Below are 15753 nucleotides of genomic sequence, written 5' to 3' on the forward strand. Positions count from 1 at the left end.
ATTCCTCCTCCGAGAACTCCAGCCCATACTTCTCCACTATCGCCATAAAGCGCTGCCCATAAATTGTTCTAGCTATCTCTATCTACGAATCTACTCACTATCACATCCAATTGGCACCATTGTGCCCATATATTACCGGTAGTACAGCACAAACTATATCTTCATAACTTGAACTCAACACCTCCCGCAAAGGAAAATACTTAATGTTGTTTAAAATAAAAAACAAGACTTGATACAAGCTTTTAATCAAAAAAGGATTTATTGATGTTAAAAATAAAATTATTAGCAGCCGTAGTTTTATTTTCTGTCACTACAATGGCCAACAGCGCTACCTGCCCTTCGCAACAACTGTCACACCACTTTGTTTTTCAGGGAGAGCTATATCAATGCACTGGGGTCATAAAGGAAACAACTTCAGGATTTAGATCCAGCACCTATAAAGTTGAGATTGATACCACCAACAGAACCGGAAAAGATTGTTGGCTTGGAGATGTTGAAGCAGCACATCATGAAGGTACAATAATTAATATAAGCAGAGGTTCGATTTGTAAGAACTATTGCGACGTTAACGCCTACTGTAATGACAATGGCGAGTGGATAGACTTCAAATACTCTTGGTAAAAGCTATCAATAACCACAAACAACTTCACGATACCACTAATAATGAGGAGTATTTCAACAGGTTGAATGCTCCCACTTGATGAGCTTATTTTAAGAGAAGCAGCCTACACAATAAGGGGAGGCCGCTTCTCTAATAAATAGAGCAGATTATGAACTCCGAGATCTGACAATCGCCTACTCTCCCAAGAATGCCAACATTTGGGCTAACTCTTTCCGTTAGAACTTTAGCCCATACATCTCAACTATCGCCATAAAGCGCTTAACATAGATGGCCTAGACTGGCTCATAGGGCGGCATCCACTCATCCGGGCCTTTGTCGCCCTTGCTTTGGTTACGGCCGTCATCCACCAGCCACAAGTTTTCAGGGTCTTCAGCAAACTGACGCTTCAGTTCTACAGTCCAACTGGCACCACCGTGCTCGTGAGCCCATGAAAGTGGCACGATGTGATCAACATCCAGGTCAGAAGCCAGGGCGTAGAAGTTGCCGGTGTATGGGTCTAGCCACAGGCCAGATTGAACCGCGCAACCCTTAGCATTGGTGAATGTCACCGGGGCCAGAGAGAACTGTACAAGCAGCTCCTGCCGGGTGCTCTGGCAGTCGCCGTCAGAGTCAGACCATTGTGGGAGCCATTCGTGGCGGTCGTAGTCTTTGACAGTGCTGTTGGCCTCAGCCTCAAAACAACCAGATAGAGCAGCAGAAAGGATGATAGGCAGAATCAGGCGCCTGACGGCCTCTCTTCTATTTTAGGAGGTAGTACGGGAGTCGTAGTGAGGGAATAAATACTGTTTATTATGCAAACTCTCAGGAAATAAGCGGAATGCATGACAATTACTTTTCACCGCCTAAAACTCCAAACTAAACAAGCACAAATAAGTCTAAGGAATTCACCAGAAATGATATCAAGAGCCTGATTCATTAGGCTTAGTTTTCGCTGTATAAATCTTCTTACCTGCGTAAATCCCGCCGACAACTGTAGGCTCTATAAAGACAATTTTTCTTTTTGAGGCTCCCACGCCATAAGGCTGCATTCTAAAGTGCCCTTTTCGCCAATGTGCCTTTTTAGATTTAACCCCTGATGGGTGCTCATTACTATCACCCTTTAAATATTTAACATTGTCCTCAGGCTTGATAACTAAACGATTATACGATTTTCTTAGCTTATTCTTATATTTGTTTATTTTTGAAAAACTTTTTAGCGAGGAAAGCTTCTTTTCTATTTCTTTCCTCTCGTTAAAAGCGGTATCCCTATATTGCTTACAATTTATAAACAAAAGAACTTTGGCCATATGGTATAGTGTTTTCGCAAGATAAGGAATATCGCCAACAAAATCTGCATCACCACCATACATGCACTCAATAGATTCTAATTCTTCTAAAATTGTCCTATTATCATCTTGAATGTAAAAACTTTGAAGCCTGAGAGCATCATCTTTATTGTTTTGCTTACCAACAGGAGAACCTGTAAACATCAAATCCAATATTCTAAGCGCCTTACTTGCATCCACCTCTGCCTTATTTTTAAACGCCTCCATTTCTACTGTCCCTGGGAGAATTTCAGTTTCTGAAATATAAACACCCTCAAGGATATGTTCACCTGTCTCGCTATTAAAAACAAACAATGACGAGCTACGATTTTCTGTAAACTCTATATAGCAGTTTTGAAATGGTGGCCTTAAGTAAGCAATAGGGATATCATCTCCTATATCGGTATTTTCTAAGAGGAGATCAAGCTCTTTTGAAGTTGTTAAAATGGTTCCCTCAGTTTTTCTATACTTATACGGTAGAGCTGTTGATGATATTGCTATCATTGCCTCATGCTTTGTTAAACCTTGGGTCATATAGTGATCAATCAGAGAAGGACATTTCTTATCAAAAATTGCACCAATATAGTCAAGGCAGCTATTTTCTATTTTGACCCCAGAGAGAACAGTATCATAAAAATCATCTTGCTGATGAATTTCTCTTTCATAGATTTCATTACAAGAAATTCGAACCGGATGAGGTAGCTTATATGTAATATCCATTTCTTATTCTATTCTAATTAAACTATGTAGACCCAAACGAATAACCACTCAAAATCCAGCCAAAATATTATCATCGTTAACCCCCTACACCAAATTAACTGCGGCCCCTAATTTGGCACGAATGTTCAGTTTTTCTTTGTTGGAAGTGACTAGAACCAAGAGGAGGCAGATTAGCATTACTTGGCAAATTCTTCTGGCAATCGGCATCGGACCAGCGGGAGAGCCATTGCTAGCGGTCGTAGGCCTCGGACTCGGCTTCGGACTCGGCTTCGGCTTCGGCTTCGGCTTCGGCTTCGGCTTCGGCTTCGGCTTCGGCTTCGGCTTCGGCTTCGGCTTCGGCTTCGGCTTCGGCTTCGTAGTCACTTAATGCAGCCACTACGACAAACAGAGAAAGTAAACACATAAAAAACCTAGCGATCAAATTTTTAATAACAACTCTTCGATGCCGTCAATCTAACTTTTGATAGCCACTAATTTCCATATACAATAAACTATAAAGGCAATTTATTTAAGCTCGGAAAAACTAAAAAATTATGTCTACAACAACATCCTCTGCAGCAATCATTGTCAGTAGCTTAGCCCTTATTTCGAGCACACTCTCAGTTATCATAACGTACCTAAATTACAAAAAAAACCAAGGCCGTCTAGCTATAAACTGCCACGTTCAATTAAGCGAACCAAAGTCAGGAAAAGGCAAACTCGCAATAGCCATAACTGTAAGCAATGTTGGTCTAAGGCCCATACTGATAAAAAGTGCAGGAACTGTCTGCTGGAGCTCAGGGGGTTACACTTGTGGGGAAAATAAAGATTTATATAAAACACTGCAAGAAGCTGAATCAACTGTAATTTACGAGCATATAGAAAATCTACCCTCAATCAGAAGGATAAAAAAAATAGGGGTCTGCGATCACACAGGGAAAAAATGGTACCTTTCAAAAGAGCAAATTCATGCCCTATATGACTTATCTTATGCAAACAGCTGGAGAGAAAACCCTTTCAACAAAGGCCCTAGCTCATACGCAAAAGAAAGAGAAAAATCTTTAAAAAAGTACTTAAAGTTCATTAAAAAATACAACTTGAAGAATGAGCTAAAAGGGAAGGCTGGCTCGGCATGGGGCGACAAACATATAAACGATAAGATCAAAAGGGAATTTAATATAAACTAGATAATTTTAACCAATTACTAGCAACAACCATTCAAGCAAAATTCCTTCCACAATTAGTGTCGAAATTTTTTCATCACTAATTGTGGACAGGGGCTGCTCAATAAATAGCCGCCCAAGCAATCAAACCCAACTATTATTATCTTCCGCACCGACCCGCTTATCATGATTCACAGCAGCCATACTCATTCGCTTAGCTCCAGAGAGTTAAATCCCAGTAATCAGCACCTGAAAGCTCTAGCCATCGGCCTGGCCGGGCATATACATTTACCTGACCCCGTTAAGATGCGCCCATGCCATGAAAACTAGACAAGCGTCCAACTTCATACGTTCCTTGCATCATTGCTAGGATATCAAACCCAAACTGAGAGAAGTGAGACTCACTCCACATCACCATTGCGCTAAAATGCAAATTATCGGAAGCTTTTACAGACTTAGCTATTCCAACTTTCAGCAGGGATGATTTACCCTTTCCAATAGTGCTGTCTATTGATTCTCTTGCGCGAAGGAGTGACAGCTTTCCAGTAACATCTTTATCGTGCCCCTCCCCACGAAGAACAAGCCCACCGAAGAAACCTCGCAATTCTTTTCCAGCAATAAGTTTCTCAAGAGCCGCATTACTAAATTGGTTTTTTTCCTGCAACTCAAAGAATGCTAATCCACAACAAAAAGTTGGCGGTAAATATAATTTGTATTTTTGATCTGGGTCATCGGGACCACCCATTAGAGGGAGCAAATCTTTAAGGTGTTCTACCGCATCTTGTGCTGTTGTAGATGTCAGCTTTGATTTAACCTCAAGAACACACCTGACATATTCTACAGGTATTGCAAGAGATTTCCCATGATCAGAAGAATCTGGGGAGTCTTCTACCCAAAGCACAGGTGACTCTAGTTGATCATATATAATTACATCAAAGTGAGGCGTCTTTTGGTTACTTTTGAGGCCTGGAGATACTATGTAGCCAGCGGTTACACCATATCTTTTAGGAAGAAAACTTGATAACCATTTTCTAAATTCTGCTTCTGCGACTCTCCCATGATAAGTTTCTACTTCATGAATACGAGACTTTTCTCGTGCACGGTCAAATGCATCGAGCATTTCCTTTCTGGAGGTGAGGAATTGCTTCCACCCTTGTGCGGGAAACTCTATTTTTAATTTTTCCTTCATGTGCATGAAACCTAACAGTATATTCAAAAGCAACTGCAATATATCACACCCTCTATGCCTCTCTCGCCCTCAACCAATCAACTAGGGTAACCATCATCATCCGCATAGACCCGCTCATCATAATTCACAGCAGTCATGCTTACCCGCTCGGTGCCGCTGGGTTTAATATCGGTGATCAGTGCCGGGTGGCTCCAGCGCTCGGCTTGGCCGAGCATATACAGCGGCAGTTCCATGCTGCCATCTAGTGTGGGGGTAAAATCCAGATTGGAATCTATCGTTACAACGCTGGCGTTATCGGTTGCTGTAGCGGTATAGAGACCGGACAGGGTGCCGCCTGGTTTGCGCAGTACTGCCACCCCACTATAACGGCGCATCCAGAGTGATTCCTCGTCCGTTCACAGCCAGTACCGTCACAAGTTTCTGAGACCGAGGGATTACTCAACAGCCAAGACACCCTGATTACGGGGCTCGCCGTCCTCACTTAACAATAGTGCTGGTGATATCCATGAGGGCGCCGGGGTGCCACCCAGTAATGCTCCAAGCAAAGTAGCGGTGTCATTGGACACGGTGAAATCACCTTCAGCCAAGCCGTTTTTTCTCAGGTCTCGCCAACGGCGGCTCTTGCTCACACTCTCGGCACCCTCACGCATAAACGGCAGCCACTGGGTAATGATGCCTACCCGGTCAATCAGTGCACTCATCGGTCCGGCTAAGTGGTACGCAGAGCCCGAAAAGTTCTTCTTGCGCACATCCTCCTGTAGTTTGCGCAGCTCGCCGGCAAACTTATTCCAGCGGCCCACCTCTGACTCATCGAACAGTGCCCGTAAGTTGCTCTCATTGTTCTTAAGTTGGTCGGAGAGTCGATTGATATAGCTGCCCCTGGATAGTTGCAGGCTTCCATCATTGGCCACTTTAAAAGCGGGGCCGAAAATATTCATAAAGGCGGACTGCCGCAGGGCTCCGAATTCCGGAGAGTCCTCACCGAACAGCCTCTTAAAATCTTTCACAATAGCAGCGCCCTGCTTCTTACCGGTGCCACCGATAATCTTTTTAACCACTTCCTCAGGAGTGCTACGGCCATTCACAACATCATTGATAATGCGAGTGCGAGCCGTGGGCTTGCCGTCCTTGTGAGTGCCTTTGACTATCTGCATATATTCACGATTAAGGCGGCGAGCTTCTTTGAGGGCGTCCAGCTGCTCGGGGGAGCCAAAAAACTTCCCATTCTCCACTGCCTCATCAAGCCAGCTGTCATATTGCCGACGCACTTGCCCAAGTAGTGCTTGGTCGGCAGAGCCCGGGGCGGCGGACCGCTCTGCAGCAGATATTCGACGGCGCAGGCTTTCAAAATTGTCCAGGCTTTCCATCTTGTTGGCCGCGACCGTCAGCGCGCCCGGGAGGCCGGAAGACTTTTCACCGCGCAGGGCTCCTTGCAGCTCCTCATACAACCCGTAGGCGTTGGGTGTCTCTGTCTTGCTGGCAAGTTTAATATCACCATTAAAGCCACGATAAGCCGCACCTAACCCCTCTTGCATAACCGAGCCTTCAGCCATCATCGGGCCACGTTCTTTGGCAATATCGCCCACTCTGGTGTAAGCGTCGGTTTTGGCCTGCTTGGCATTCTCTACCTTTGACAAAATGCCGTCATAGAGCATCCCCGCATTACTTGCGAGTGAGCTAGCCCCCTCAGTCGGCCCCAGGTCATCCATCTGATTCTGCACCACTTTGCCCAGCTGGCGCTCGCGGAAATCAGTGAAACGATTAACTGCCTCCTCTGCATCGCTACCGTAAACGCCGGCCGCAGCCTCATTCTGTTTGCGCCATAGGTCAAAGTTGCTAGTTTCAATCCCCTGCTGCTCGGCGCGGGTCTTTGGTACCCAGTCCTCTGGCATATCGACATTTTCAAGGACTCCCACCAGAGCATCACCGGAGAAGTCAGCACCCTCATTCAGTCCGTCAACTACCCTTAAAACTGCCTCCTCCGACATCTGAGACGAGTCCACACCAAGTCGCGTCAGTTCCGTTTTTACATTCTCTGGAGTGGCCCTTTTTGCTCGTGCAGCGCCTTTACCGAGGCCAACGCCCAGCAGCTCCAAAATTGCCGTTGGTACAGAGGCGGCACCGGCAGCCAGCGTTGGGCTTCCGGTAGCGTTATAGGTCGCATCACCCAAGCCCTTTTCAACATACTCCATGGCCTCACCAATAGGCTCGATGTAGCCGGCTATCGTATTTAATTTATCCTGCCCCTCCTTGGTGCGGGGCTGATAGGTGAGAAAGTCACGGGTCGCCTCTACGGCGTCGGCACCGGCTCCCGGTTCAGCCCAGGGATTTAAAGATTGGGCAATGCCCGCAAGCCCGGAAATAGGCTCGGCCAGAACGGATGACCCCACCGCGCCCAACACTTCAAATTCTCCAACGGAATTGTCCACAAACCGCTCAAAAGACCCTGGCTGGTTAATGCCCGCAGGGTCCGGCAGTGTGTAGCCAATCTTGCCGGCGAACTCCCCGAACTCCATATCACTGTAATATGACTGGTGCAGGCTGCGCGCCAAAGCTTCATCGCTCATATCTGAATATTCAGGATATTGCTTACGTATTTCCGCGATAGTTAAAGCCATTTATCGAATCCCCAGTGGGTCTTTATTTGTGTTGGCGGCGTCAGCTGCTGCCTCGGGGCCATCGCGCTCAATATCTTCGAAGTCGATACCAAGTTTCGCCCGAACAATTCGGTCAACCATTTCGAGTTTTGCCTTGCGGGCTTCTGGGTGGTCCTTCCGAGTTGGAATCATCTTTAGCAGTAGCTCTTGGTCTTTATCAGTGAAAACACCTTCACCAGCCTCACGGAATAGAGATTTGAGAATTGGGGCCATGGCCGATACTGCACCATCAGCCGTTTGCGCCCCTGAGGTCAATGCCGGGAGTGAACCTGCAAACGGATTGGTGGTAGTTCCATCCATTCCCTTAGACAGACCTTCCATTCCAGCCTGATACGCCTTGTAAGTTTTAGCGTTAAGCGCTGCAGTTTTTTCTGCCTCAGAATTATTCTTTAAATCAATCTCACCTTTCTTGTTTTTTATACGCTGGTCATAAACCTTCTGAAGCTGCTCATCAGACAGGAGCTCTACGGGCGTGCTTCCGCCAGTTGTCGTCAGGAGCTGGTCACCGACTTTATGCACCTTCGGGTCAAACCGAACACCGAGGTCACGCACCTCGGTAGAGCCGTCAGGATTCTTAACCGCAATCCCATAATTACCATTAGCGAGTGTTAGCGGAGAACCTACTGTGTCTGCTGAGCCCGCACCTTGCTGCTCCATCATTGCCCGCTTCAGGTTCATTTCATCAATCCCAGAATTGAGCTTAGCGCCATGATTTTGCAGTGCCGCTAGTTGATTGTTGTATCCCCGATAAACCTGCGAGGGGTCACCGCCGTTAAGGCCCACACCTGCAGCGGTTAGCATGCGCCCAATCCGGGCCCATTTATTGCCCTTCAGTTTTTCCACTTCACTCTGATTTTCAATTAGCTGCTGTTCGTATCGGTCGATGGTGCGGGCAAAAGGGTTTGAGGCGTCGAAGGTGGGGGATTGTTGGGGTTCTATGAAATTCTGGTCGAGCGCCCCGATAGGCTCGCCCATGCTGAGTATTGGCATTTCTCTATCCTGTTGAGTTTCAGTTGTGGGCCTTACCCCATGCCCTGCATGATTCCGCCGATACCGGCCAGGATTCCCCCGGCCCCATTACTGCCTCCCGCCTGGGTGGATTCATTGAGCACAATTGGAGAGCCAATCGAGCCCTGATATAGCTGCAGTTTTTGCCAGGGTGCCATGGCTACCTGCTGCATATAGTTTTGCATCGCGTTTCCGCCCTGCCCCATCATGCTCACACCGCCCGCGCCCATGTTGTAGGCGTTGCCGAATCCGGTATTAAAGAGATTGCCAGCGGTGCCGAAGTTATTACTGGCCAGAGATGTGTTGAGATTATTGGTTGCCAGCTGAGCACCCTGATTTGCACTTGATTGGCCGGCCGCGACCTGCACGGCTTGGTTATAGGCATTGGAGCGTATACCTGCAGCAACATCTGCGGCCCTGTCGTCTGCGCCGCGCATGGCAATACCTTCAGCAACCCCTCGGCGCGTCGAGCCAGCATTGCCCGTAGAAACCGCCCCAGAGGCGATGCCCGGCAACTGGTTTTCGCTGAGGTTGCGGTATATGTCGCGAGTGCTGGCTGTAATTTGCGAATTTAAAACATCGTTGTTAACCAGGGAGTTCACGGTGTTCATATCAACACCGTTTTGCATTGGGGCCTGAAAGCCTCCGCCGCTCATTACCTGGGTCAAATAATCCTGCATCACATTGGCGGTATTTCCGAAACCACTGGACGCGCCAGATACTTGGTTGGCATAGCCATTGGCAGTGTTGCCAAACCCCATTGCAGCCTGGATATATTGCTGCATTTCTGGGGTGAGGTCGGCTACTGGAGATTGCCCGGAGTTGTAGAGCCTTTGCCCTTCTCCCCAGATATCATTTAGGTAGCCTTTCTGGTCCTCATCCAGATAACTCTGGCTTTTGGATTCGCCGCCACCACCCATAAGACCGTCTAAAAATCCCATGTTTCACCTGTTAAAAGAGGCTGAGAATGCCTTTAATTAATGGGTCTTCTTTCAATCCATCTTCAAACGCTTTGCCAGCGTTGGAGAAATCCAGAGAACCGATATTTGCCATTGATTCGACCATGCTGCCAGAGCCTGGCACTGCATCATTGAGGTCGTCTTTCCAGCGATAGGTTGCGTCTTGCTCGAATACCTTGCCGCCGAGTAAATCCAGGGCGTAGCCCTTGTCATCCTCATCGCGATAGCCACCTTCGCGGGCTTCGTGTTCATTTGCCGCAATGAGTACAGCCAGGGCAGCCCATGGGCCAGCAGAAGCTATCCAGCTGGAGCCACCCGCTGCACTACCGCCCGCGCCAGTGCTCGCGGTACCGCTTGCCGTGCTACCTGCACCAGATGCGCCACCGCCTGCAAATTTGTTATACCAGCTCATGGCCTGCATGGGGTTGATGCTGGATTGCTGCTGGGTTTGGGGTTGCTGAATTAATGGGGGAGCCGGGCTGTACTGGGTTTCCCAGTCTGGGAGGTATGGGTTGTACCCGTAGTTAAAACTCATAAATTTAGCTTATTTCCCTGACGCCTAATTCGTTTACATGAATAAAGTCTGGCGTGATAATAAGTAGATTGATACAAAAACTATGGACAGGTACATGCAACGCTTCCGATCAGTGCTTCCCTGGCTTCTACCACTTTTGGCTTATTTTTTAGCGATAATAACTTTTGCAGCTTTCTATAAAAACTGCGATTTATGCCTAAGCGATGAAGAAATGAAGTGGGGTAAAAGTTTCTACTTCAGCATTGTGACAATCACAACGCTGGGATATGGAGATATTACCCCTAAAAATGAAGTCGGTTACTTCCTAACAAGTTTCGAAACACTTCTGGGAATCGCAATTTTTGGGTGGCTTCTACATAAATACACAACTTACCACTCAGACCGACAAGAAAAAATAAAGCAGGAAAACAGAGCTGAACAGTTAAAAATCTCCTACCTGTACTTTAGAGAGCATGTGTCCGCTTACTGCACTGAGGCAATTAAGGCTGCGACAAAAAATTCAAACAACATTCCAGAAGCGTATGACATGCAATCCTTCAGGGGATACCTAGGAGTCAGCAATCACTCAAACTTTAAAGTACTTTTTCAGGCACTAAAAGATACGCCCAAGCTGCGATTAATGATAACAAGAGAATACAAAATATTTACAAAGCAAATTGAACTTGCCTGCTTAACCATCAACCTACACGATAAGGAGCTTTTAGATTTCTTTTATAGACATATATGTCAGTCTGAGCGACCTGAAGGTGCGGGAGCAGTAACTTCTATGGAAAGCGAAAAACAAGATCGTATTTCAGAAGAAATGTCCAAAATATTATTTAATATTCTTATTGCCATTATGACTGGCATTGAAGAAAGTGGCGAGGTACACAGCCATGATGTTTTTTTGACCCACATCAGCTCACTGAAATCGCAAATCTGGAAGAATTAAAAATGTAACCATGAATCGCCATAGCCGCAATCGAGCTAGGAACGGCTAGGCGATTCGATGGCATAATCCCCTCTACCCCTCTGGCAAGTCCCACTTAACAGACTTGGTCGCACCAATAACTTCTATGCCTTTTTCACCCATATAGTTTTTAAGGCTTAATTTGAGTGGAAATCTTTCCACCTTTTTAGGGGGAGGACTATCCAAGCGTTTTCCTAATACTTCTATCTCATAATAATCCGGTTTCGCTGGATAATATTTTGGATCAAGTAAAGGCTCTATTTCAGGGTCGTTTTTCCCCCATACAGTTAGCACGTATTCTCCGACAAGGTCCTTAGCCACCTTGATTTTAGTGAAATCAATTAATTCTTGATTCTCAGATTTATGTTCTGATTGGGCGATAGACTGACCAGCTTTACCAGATTTTTTAGGCCAAACGTCATCATCACTTCTTATCCGAGTCATAAGCACCACCTAAATGTAAAGAATTCCAGCTCAATCTTATGGGGCCAAGTCCTAGCTAAGTTCTAATGACCCCAAATATATGTCACGATTTCAGGCTAGACCAATTTAGCAGCGGCCTCCTCTCAAGAATTAAATTTGCGCCAATGTTCTAATGGTGCGGCTATAATTAATCGCCACCTACTCAAGGCGATACTCAGGCAACCCCTGAGAAGCTACTTTTTTCCCAATCACCACACGCGGATTTAGCGTGCGCTGGATACACTCCAAACATCAGGCCCCCTTGTTGATCTCCGTGTTCTCAACACTCTTGGGCAACAGGTTTGATTCTCTCTAACCTCACAGCACTTGCACCTGCACCCAAGCGCTGCCTTCCCAGATATACAGGCCCTTCCCCTGGCCGGGGTCCCAGTCTGTGCCGTCGGCAGTCACTAGTAGGCCCAGCAGCGGGCGTCGTGGCGGCTCACGGTAGAGAGGCGCTAGCGCCTCCAAATCGGTAAAAGCGCGCTGTATCTTGCTCAGCTCCGCCTGTAAATATCGCCACAGCTCCTCAAGGTTTCTCGGCTGCGCCGGTCCCGGTGTGTAACTCATCGGCCATCCACCGGAATCAGGTCCAGGTCCCAGCCGGTCAGCCGCCAGAATCCGGCGTCTACGGATTGGATTTTGATGGCGAGATAGCGAGCCTTAAGCCGTACATCCACCTTGAGTCCTTTGGCCACGTCGAACTCCCGCGGCTGGCGCCAGTGCACGTCACCCATGGCTGTTGAGGCCCCGCCTACGGTAATGCGAACTTTGCCTGTACCGTGGATTTGCGGAACGATTTGTCTAATCAATTTCCACTGTTTCGTAGGCGCTTTCAGCAGCTGGTCCAGGTCGATGCCGGTGCGCTCCAGGTAAACCGATTGAGTTGTGCTCGCTGTGCTGAGGAAGTCGGCTTCCTGCAGGGTGTGGGCAGCTCCGTCGCTGCTGAAGTAATACATCACCGGGTAGAAAGCGGTATCAGCAAATTCACCCCAACTCTGAGTAAGGTCCGCCCAGCTCTGCGTCAGCTCCTCCCAGGTCACAATTTCACCCTGTTTGGGTGCAAAGACTGCACAAGCAACGCCCGGTACATCTACAAACGTGAAGGTATTATCCAGCCAGTTGTAAACCATAGCCCGGTTAGCATTACCCGCGCCTGTAGTGTAATAGGTCCACACTTCTTTTGTTTTATGGTTGGCTACGCAACGCACCTTGGTGCGGTCACCCACCTCATTGTAAAAAGTTTTATTCGCTCTCCGATGCGCTACCGGTCGAGTACTGGAACCGTCGTGTACAAAAATTTCAGTAGAACCAATTACAAAGTGAAACTTGTCGAACGCGGCAACAGCATCCCGGCAAAGAATGCCTTGGTCGAGTAGTTTGTCGAAGGCGAATACATATTGCCCGCCGACAAACTGCATCAGATAGGTGGCTTCCTGAGAGTAGATAATATTGGCCCCACCCAGAGGCAGACAATCAACTAGCTCACTTGCTCCAGAGTCCACCGGGTTAGCACCAGCAAGGCCGGACAGGTCCACCACATCCCAAGTCCAGGGTACTTGTCCTGGCTCAGCCTCAGTAGACCAGCGCACTGTGTTTGGATAGTTAACCCCGTCCTCGGTAATACCCAGGGCCACCATGAAATTTTTGTAACCGCTCAGCAATTTGGCTCGTAGGTTGCTTGGCCAGTTAGGTAGCGCTTTGAATTCCGTGTCTGTCGGCTCACGAATCTGCGGGACATCTACGCCATTATTGAATATCACACTTTCGCCCCACACCAGCGATTGCCAGTTTTCCGAAGGAGAATACCCGGTGGAAAAATCTGTGCTGTTGGTGCGTTTAACAAAGGTTTCATTCTCGCGTATATACAGCTCTGTTTGCGAGGCATAGGCCAGCTGCGGCACACCATCGGAAACCCAGCCGGCACCCCATACGGGAGCCTCTGCCAGGGGCTCTAGTATTTTTGGCGATGGCATAGTCTGTGCCGCGCCGTTGGCAAATCGGACGTTTTTGCCCGCCGAGAATTCATTGACGGGCAGCTCGAATGGAGGCGTATCAACATTAATGCCGCGCTCACCCAACTGTCGGATAGGATAGAAAGCCATTAGGTATCCTCATCGCCGCTCAACTCAACCAGTAAGTCAGCAATATTCTCACTGGTGATTTCAGAAGTTTTTATTATCCAAGCAAGTGCATAGTATGGCGGGCGCACGTCAACAGAATGCGTATGGGAGCCGCTATTGCCAATACCGTGGCTATGTGCCTGGCCGCCACCCTGTGATTTAATGGATGCTGACCGCCCATCTTTATCGCTGGGGAAAGGCCCGTGGATTCGTGTCGATCGGCGACCCAACTAAGGCGATGAATCCTCTCAAGGAAAAACAGGGTGGGCGTTATGTCGAAGATTCCGAATATTTAGCCTTTTACACCTGGCTTGAATCCAGGGGCCACACCGCACACGCCGCTGCCATGGAAATCTCATATCTCTGCGGCGCTCGACAGCAAGATGTTCTCGCATTAAAACGACAGGACATTACAGAGGAAGGTTTATTAATTTGCCAACAGAAGACCGGCAAGAAGCAGCTGAAGCTCTGGACGTAGAGATTACAGGACGCGGTTGAGCTGGCACTTAAAAGCAACACCAGCTCCAGGTCACAAAGTATGTATCTGATTCGTGGCCGAATTGGGCAACGCTACATCCGAGATGGATTTAATAGCACCTGGAGCCGCGAACAGAAAGCTGCCAATGAGGCCGGCGCCTACCCGCTCGCTTCCGGTTTCATGATTTAAAGATTAAAGGCATCTCAGATTTCGAAGGCGACAAGCAGGAGTTCAGCGGGCATAAGACTCGCAGCATGATGGAGCGCTACAACCACACCACCGATAAAGTTGTTTCTCTTAATAAGGCGAGGATTAAAGGAAAGGAAGACACGCCAAAGGACACTGGATGAATGTCCAATCGGAGGGGCTGAAAAAATCGATTGTGGTAAAAATTACCCCTTCGAATTACCCCTCAAAGGCCCAAAACTAAAAAACCCCGCACTAGGCGGGGCTTTAAGTCCTTGAAAAACAAGGAAGAATCTGGGGTGGCCGACGGGGATCGAACCCGCGACCTCAGGAGCCACAAGGTTTGGCCCGCCCTTTCAAAATCAACCGCTTACACCATTTTCAGGGGTAACCACTGTATAAAAATCCAGTATATTACCCCGCGATGCGGGTATTAAACATCGATAGTTACCCCTTATGCAAGCTGGACATGCAATCAGTGCTTTTTGTCACCCATACGATGGTACCGAATAGACGCCTTAACCACCCCCTCCACAATCAGCTCCTGACCTTCCCAGATAGGGATTGGCGGATATTTTTCGTTGGCTGCCAGTAACCGCCCTCTTCCTCTATCCAAGATTTTACAGGTCAGTTGCCCATCCAGAGCCACAACTACCACATCACCATTCACTGGCGTCAGGGAGCGGTCAATGATGAGAATGTCCCGGTCGAAGATTCCCACCCCTTGCATAGAGTCGCCATTGTCATGAGCCATGAATGTCGCCGGACCATTAGTTATTAAATGCTCATCCAGGCTGAGAGCTTCTTCTTTGTGGTCATCTGCTGGTAAGGGGAAGCCGCAGCTGACGCCACAGAACACAGGAAGACCTGCAGAAAGAATAAAAAAGAGCAAAAGGCAGGTGGGATCAGACGGGATGCAGCCCCCTACCCTTGATCCACAAAAATTTTGGAGTACCTAATTGGTACAAGCAGCTATCAAAAAAATACATACCAAACCAGATTTAAATATTGTTCGATCTTTTCATTTTAGGTAACGTTAGATTCCACATACGAATTGACCGGTCAGCGACAATGAAACTCGTAATGTGCTTCCGGTCGATCGGTTTTATATTACCCAACAAATATAAGGACATACCCCATGCAATTAGAGACTGATATCCAAGCCGGCCCTGAAGCTGGAATTGACTGTTGCCCAGAAAACTGCTCGCACTAAGCGCTTTGAAGGTTGGCTATCTTGTTATAGCCAACCTACTCAACTCTCCTGTTACCTTCATTCAGGGCTGCGATCCTGATTATTTTTGCTTGGCCCCCACTGCAACAGTAACTGACCTCCTGAATCACTAAACCGCAATGACAGCCGAACATCACGACGCGGGCGATTCTGAAGAATGTTTAGTAACCAACAAATCAAACGGCACA

General features: G+C 47.7%; 18 protein-coding genes. 5 read left to right on the forward strand and 13 right to left on the reverse strand.

Features of this window, described 5'->3' with window-relative positions; translation table 11 throughout:
• Positions 1-264: 264 nt before the first annotated feature.
• Positions 265-621: a hypothetical protein gene (locus tag ACJJIJ_RS09540; RefSeq protein WP_444939391.1), complete on the forward strand. Its 357-nt coding sequence runs from the start codon at positions 265-267 to the stop codon at positions 619-621.
• 273 nt (positions 622-894) lie between these two features.
• Here the strand turns inward: ACJJIJ_RS09540 and ACJJIJ_RS09545 are convergent, their stop codons facing one another.
• From ACJJIJ_RS09545 to ACJJIJ_RS09555, 3 genes are all read right to left on the reverse strand, one after another.
• Positions 895-1170: a GmrSD restriction endonuclease domain-containing protein gene (locus ACJJIJ_RS09545; protein WP_444939392.1), complete on the reverse strand. Its 276-nt coding sequence runs from the start codon at positions 1168-1170 to the stop codon at positions 895-897.
• Positions 1171-1521: 351 nt separating this feature from the next.
• Positions 1522-2646 (reverse strand): AcrVA2 family anti-CRISPR protein, encoded by a 1125-nt coding sequence (locus ACJJIJ_RS09550; protein ID WP_444939393.1) that lies wholly within the window; start codon positions 2644-2646, stop codon positions 1522-1524.
• A 229-nt stretch (positions 2647-2875) separates the two neighbouring features.
• The gene (locus ACJJIJ_RS09555) at positions 2876-3049 is read right to left on the reverse strand and encodes a hypothetical protein (RefSeq protein ID WP_444939394.1); all 174 of its coding nucleotides are present in this window, start codon (positions 3047-3049) and stop codon (positions 2876-2878) included.
• Between the two features lie 130 nt (positions 3050-3179).
• Between ACJJIJ_RS09555 and ACJJIJ_RS09560 the strand changes: the two genes are divergently transcribed.
• Positions 3180-3812, forward strand: coding sequence for a hypothetical protein (locus ACJJIJ_RS09560; protein ID WP_444939395.1), 633 nt, complete (start codon positions 3180-3182; stop codon positions 3810-3812).
• A 277-nt stretch (positions 3813-4089) separates the two neighbouring features.
• Here ACJJIJ_RS09560 and ACJJIJ_RS09565 read toward each other — a convergent pair whose 3' ends face one another.
• From ACJJIJ_RS09565 to ACJJIJ_RS09590, 6 genes are all read right to left on the reverse strand, one after another.
• Positions 4090-4977 carry a DUF6602 domain-containing protein gene (locus ACJJIJ_RS09565; protein WP_444939396.1) on the reverse strand — a complete coding sequence of 296 codons (888 nt, stop codon included), beginning with the start codon at positions 4975-4977 and terminating at the stop codon, positions 4090-4092.
• Positions 4978-5054: 77 nt separating this feature from the next.
• A complete protein-coding gene (locus ACJJIJ_RS09570; RefSeq protein ID WP_444939397.1) occupies positions 5055-5351 on the reverse strand; it encodes a hypothetical protein in 297 nt (98 codons plus the stop codon).
• Positions 5352-5411: 60 nt separating this feature from the next.
• Positions 5412-7595: a hypothetical protein gene (locus ACJJIJ_RS09575; RefSeq protein WP_444939398.1), complete on the reverse strand. Its 2184-nt coding sequence runs from the start codon at positions 7593-7595 to the stop codon at positions 5412-5414.
• Entirely contained in the window at positions 7596-8624 is a 1029-nt protein-coding gene (locus tag ACJJIJ_RS09580; protein WP_444939399.1) for a hypothetical protein, read from the reverse strand.
• A 32-nt stretch (positions 8625-8656) separates the two neighbouring features.
• Positions 8657-9583 (reverse strand): hypothetical protein, encoded by a 927-nt coding sequence (locus ACJJIJ_RS09585; protein ID WP_444939400.1) that lies wholly within the window; start codon positions 9581-9583, stop codon positions 8657-8659.
• A 10-nt stretch (positions 9584-9593) separates the two neighbouring features.
• Positions 9594-10136, reverse strand: a complete 543-nt coding sequence (locus ACJJIJ_RS09590) for a hypothetical protein (RefSeq protein WP_444939401.1) — start codon at positions 10134-10136, stop codon at positions 9594-9596.
• 94 nt (positions 10137-10230) lie between these two features.
• Here ACJJIJ_RS09590 and ACJJIJ_RS09595 point away from each other — a divergent pair, with 94 nt between their 5' ends.
• Entirely contained in the window at positions 10231-11067 is an 837-nt protein-coding gene (locus ACJJIJ_RS09595) for a potassium channel family protein (RefSeq protein ID WP_444939402.1), read from the forward strand.
• A gap of 72 nt (positions 11068-11139) precedes the next feature.
• Here the strand turns inward: ACJJIJ_RS09595 and ACJJIJ_RS09600 are convergent, their stop codons facing one another.
• From ACJJIJ_RS09600 to ACJJIJ_RS09610, 3 genes are all read right to left on the reverse strand, one after another.
• Positions 11140-11529 (reverse strand): hypothetical protein, encoded by a 390-nt coding sequence (locus ACJJIJ_RS09600; protein WP_444939403.1) that lies wholly within the window; start codon positions 11527-11529, stop codon positions 11140-11142.
• Positions 11530-11865: 336 nt separating this feature from the next.
• On the reverse strand, positions 11866-12117 hold the full coding sequence (locus ACJJIJ_RS09605; protein ID WP_444939404.1) for a hypothetical protein: 252 nt from the start codon (positions 12115-12117) through the stop codon (positions 11866-11868).
• Positions 12114-13652 (reverse strand): hypothetical protein, encoded by a 1539-nt coding sequence (locus ACJJIJ_RS09610; protein WP_444939405.1) that lies wholly within the window; start codon positions 13650-13652, stop codon positions 12114-12116. Before ACJJIJ_RS09610 ends, ACJJIJ_RS09605 begins: the two co-directional genes overlap by 4 nt.
• 184 nt (positions 13653-13836) lie before the next feature.
• Between ACJJIJ_RS09610 and ACJJIJ_RS09615 the strand changes: the two genes are divergently transcribed.
• A complete protein-coding gene (locus ACJJIJ_RS09615) occupies positions 13837-14148 on the forward strand; it encodes a site-specific integrase (RefSeq protein ID WP_444939406.1) in 312 nt (103 codons plus the stop codon).
• Between the two features lie 60 nt (positions 14149-14208).
• Positions 14209-14337 carry a hypothetical protein gene (locus tag ACJJIJ_RS09620; protein WP_444939407.1) on the forward strand — a complete coding sequence of 43 codons (129 nt, stop codon included), beginning with the start codon at positions 14209-14211 and terminating at the stop codon, positions 14335-14337.
• Between the two features lie 472 nt (positions 14338-14809).
• Here the strand turns inward: ACJJIJ_RS09620 and ACJJIJ_RS09625 are convergent, their stop codons facing one another.
• The gene (locus ACJJIJ_RS09625) at positions 14810-15193 is read right to left on the reverse strand and encodes a LexA family protein (protein ID WP_444939408.1); all 384 of its coding nucleotides are present in this window, start codon (positions 15191-15193) and stop codon (positions 14810-14812) included.
• Between the last annotated feature and the right edge of the window lie 560 nt (positions 15194-15753).

The sequence above is a fragment of the Microbulbifer mixtoriginis (SeqCode) genome (assembly GCF_052467945.1).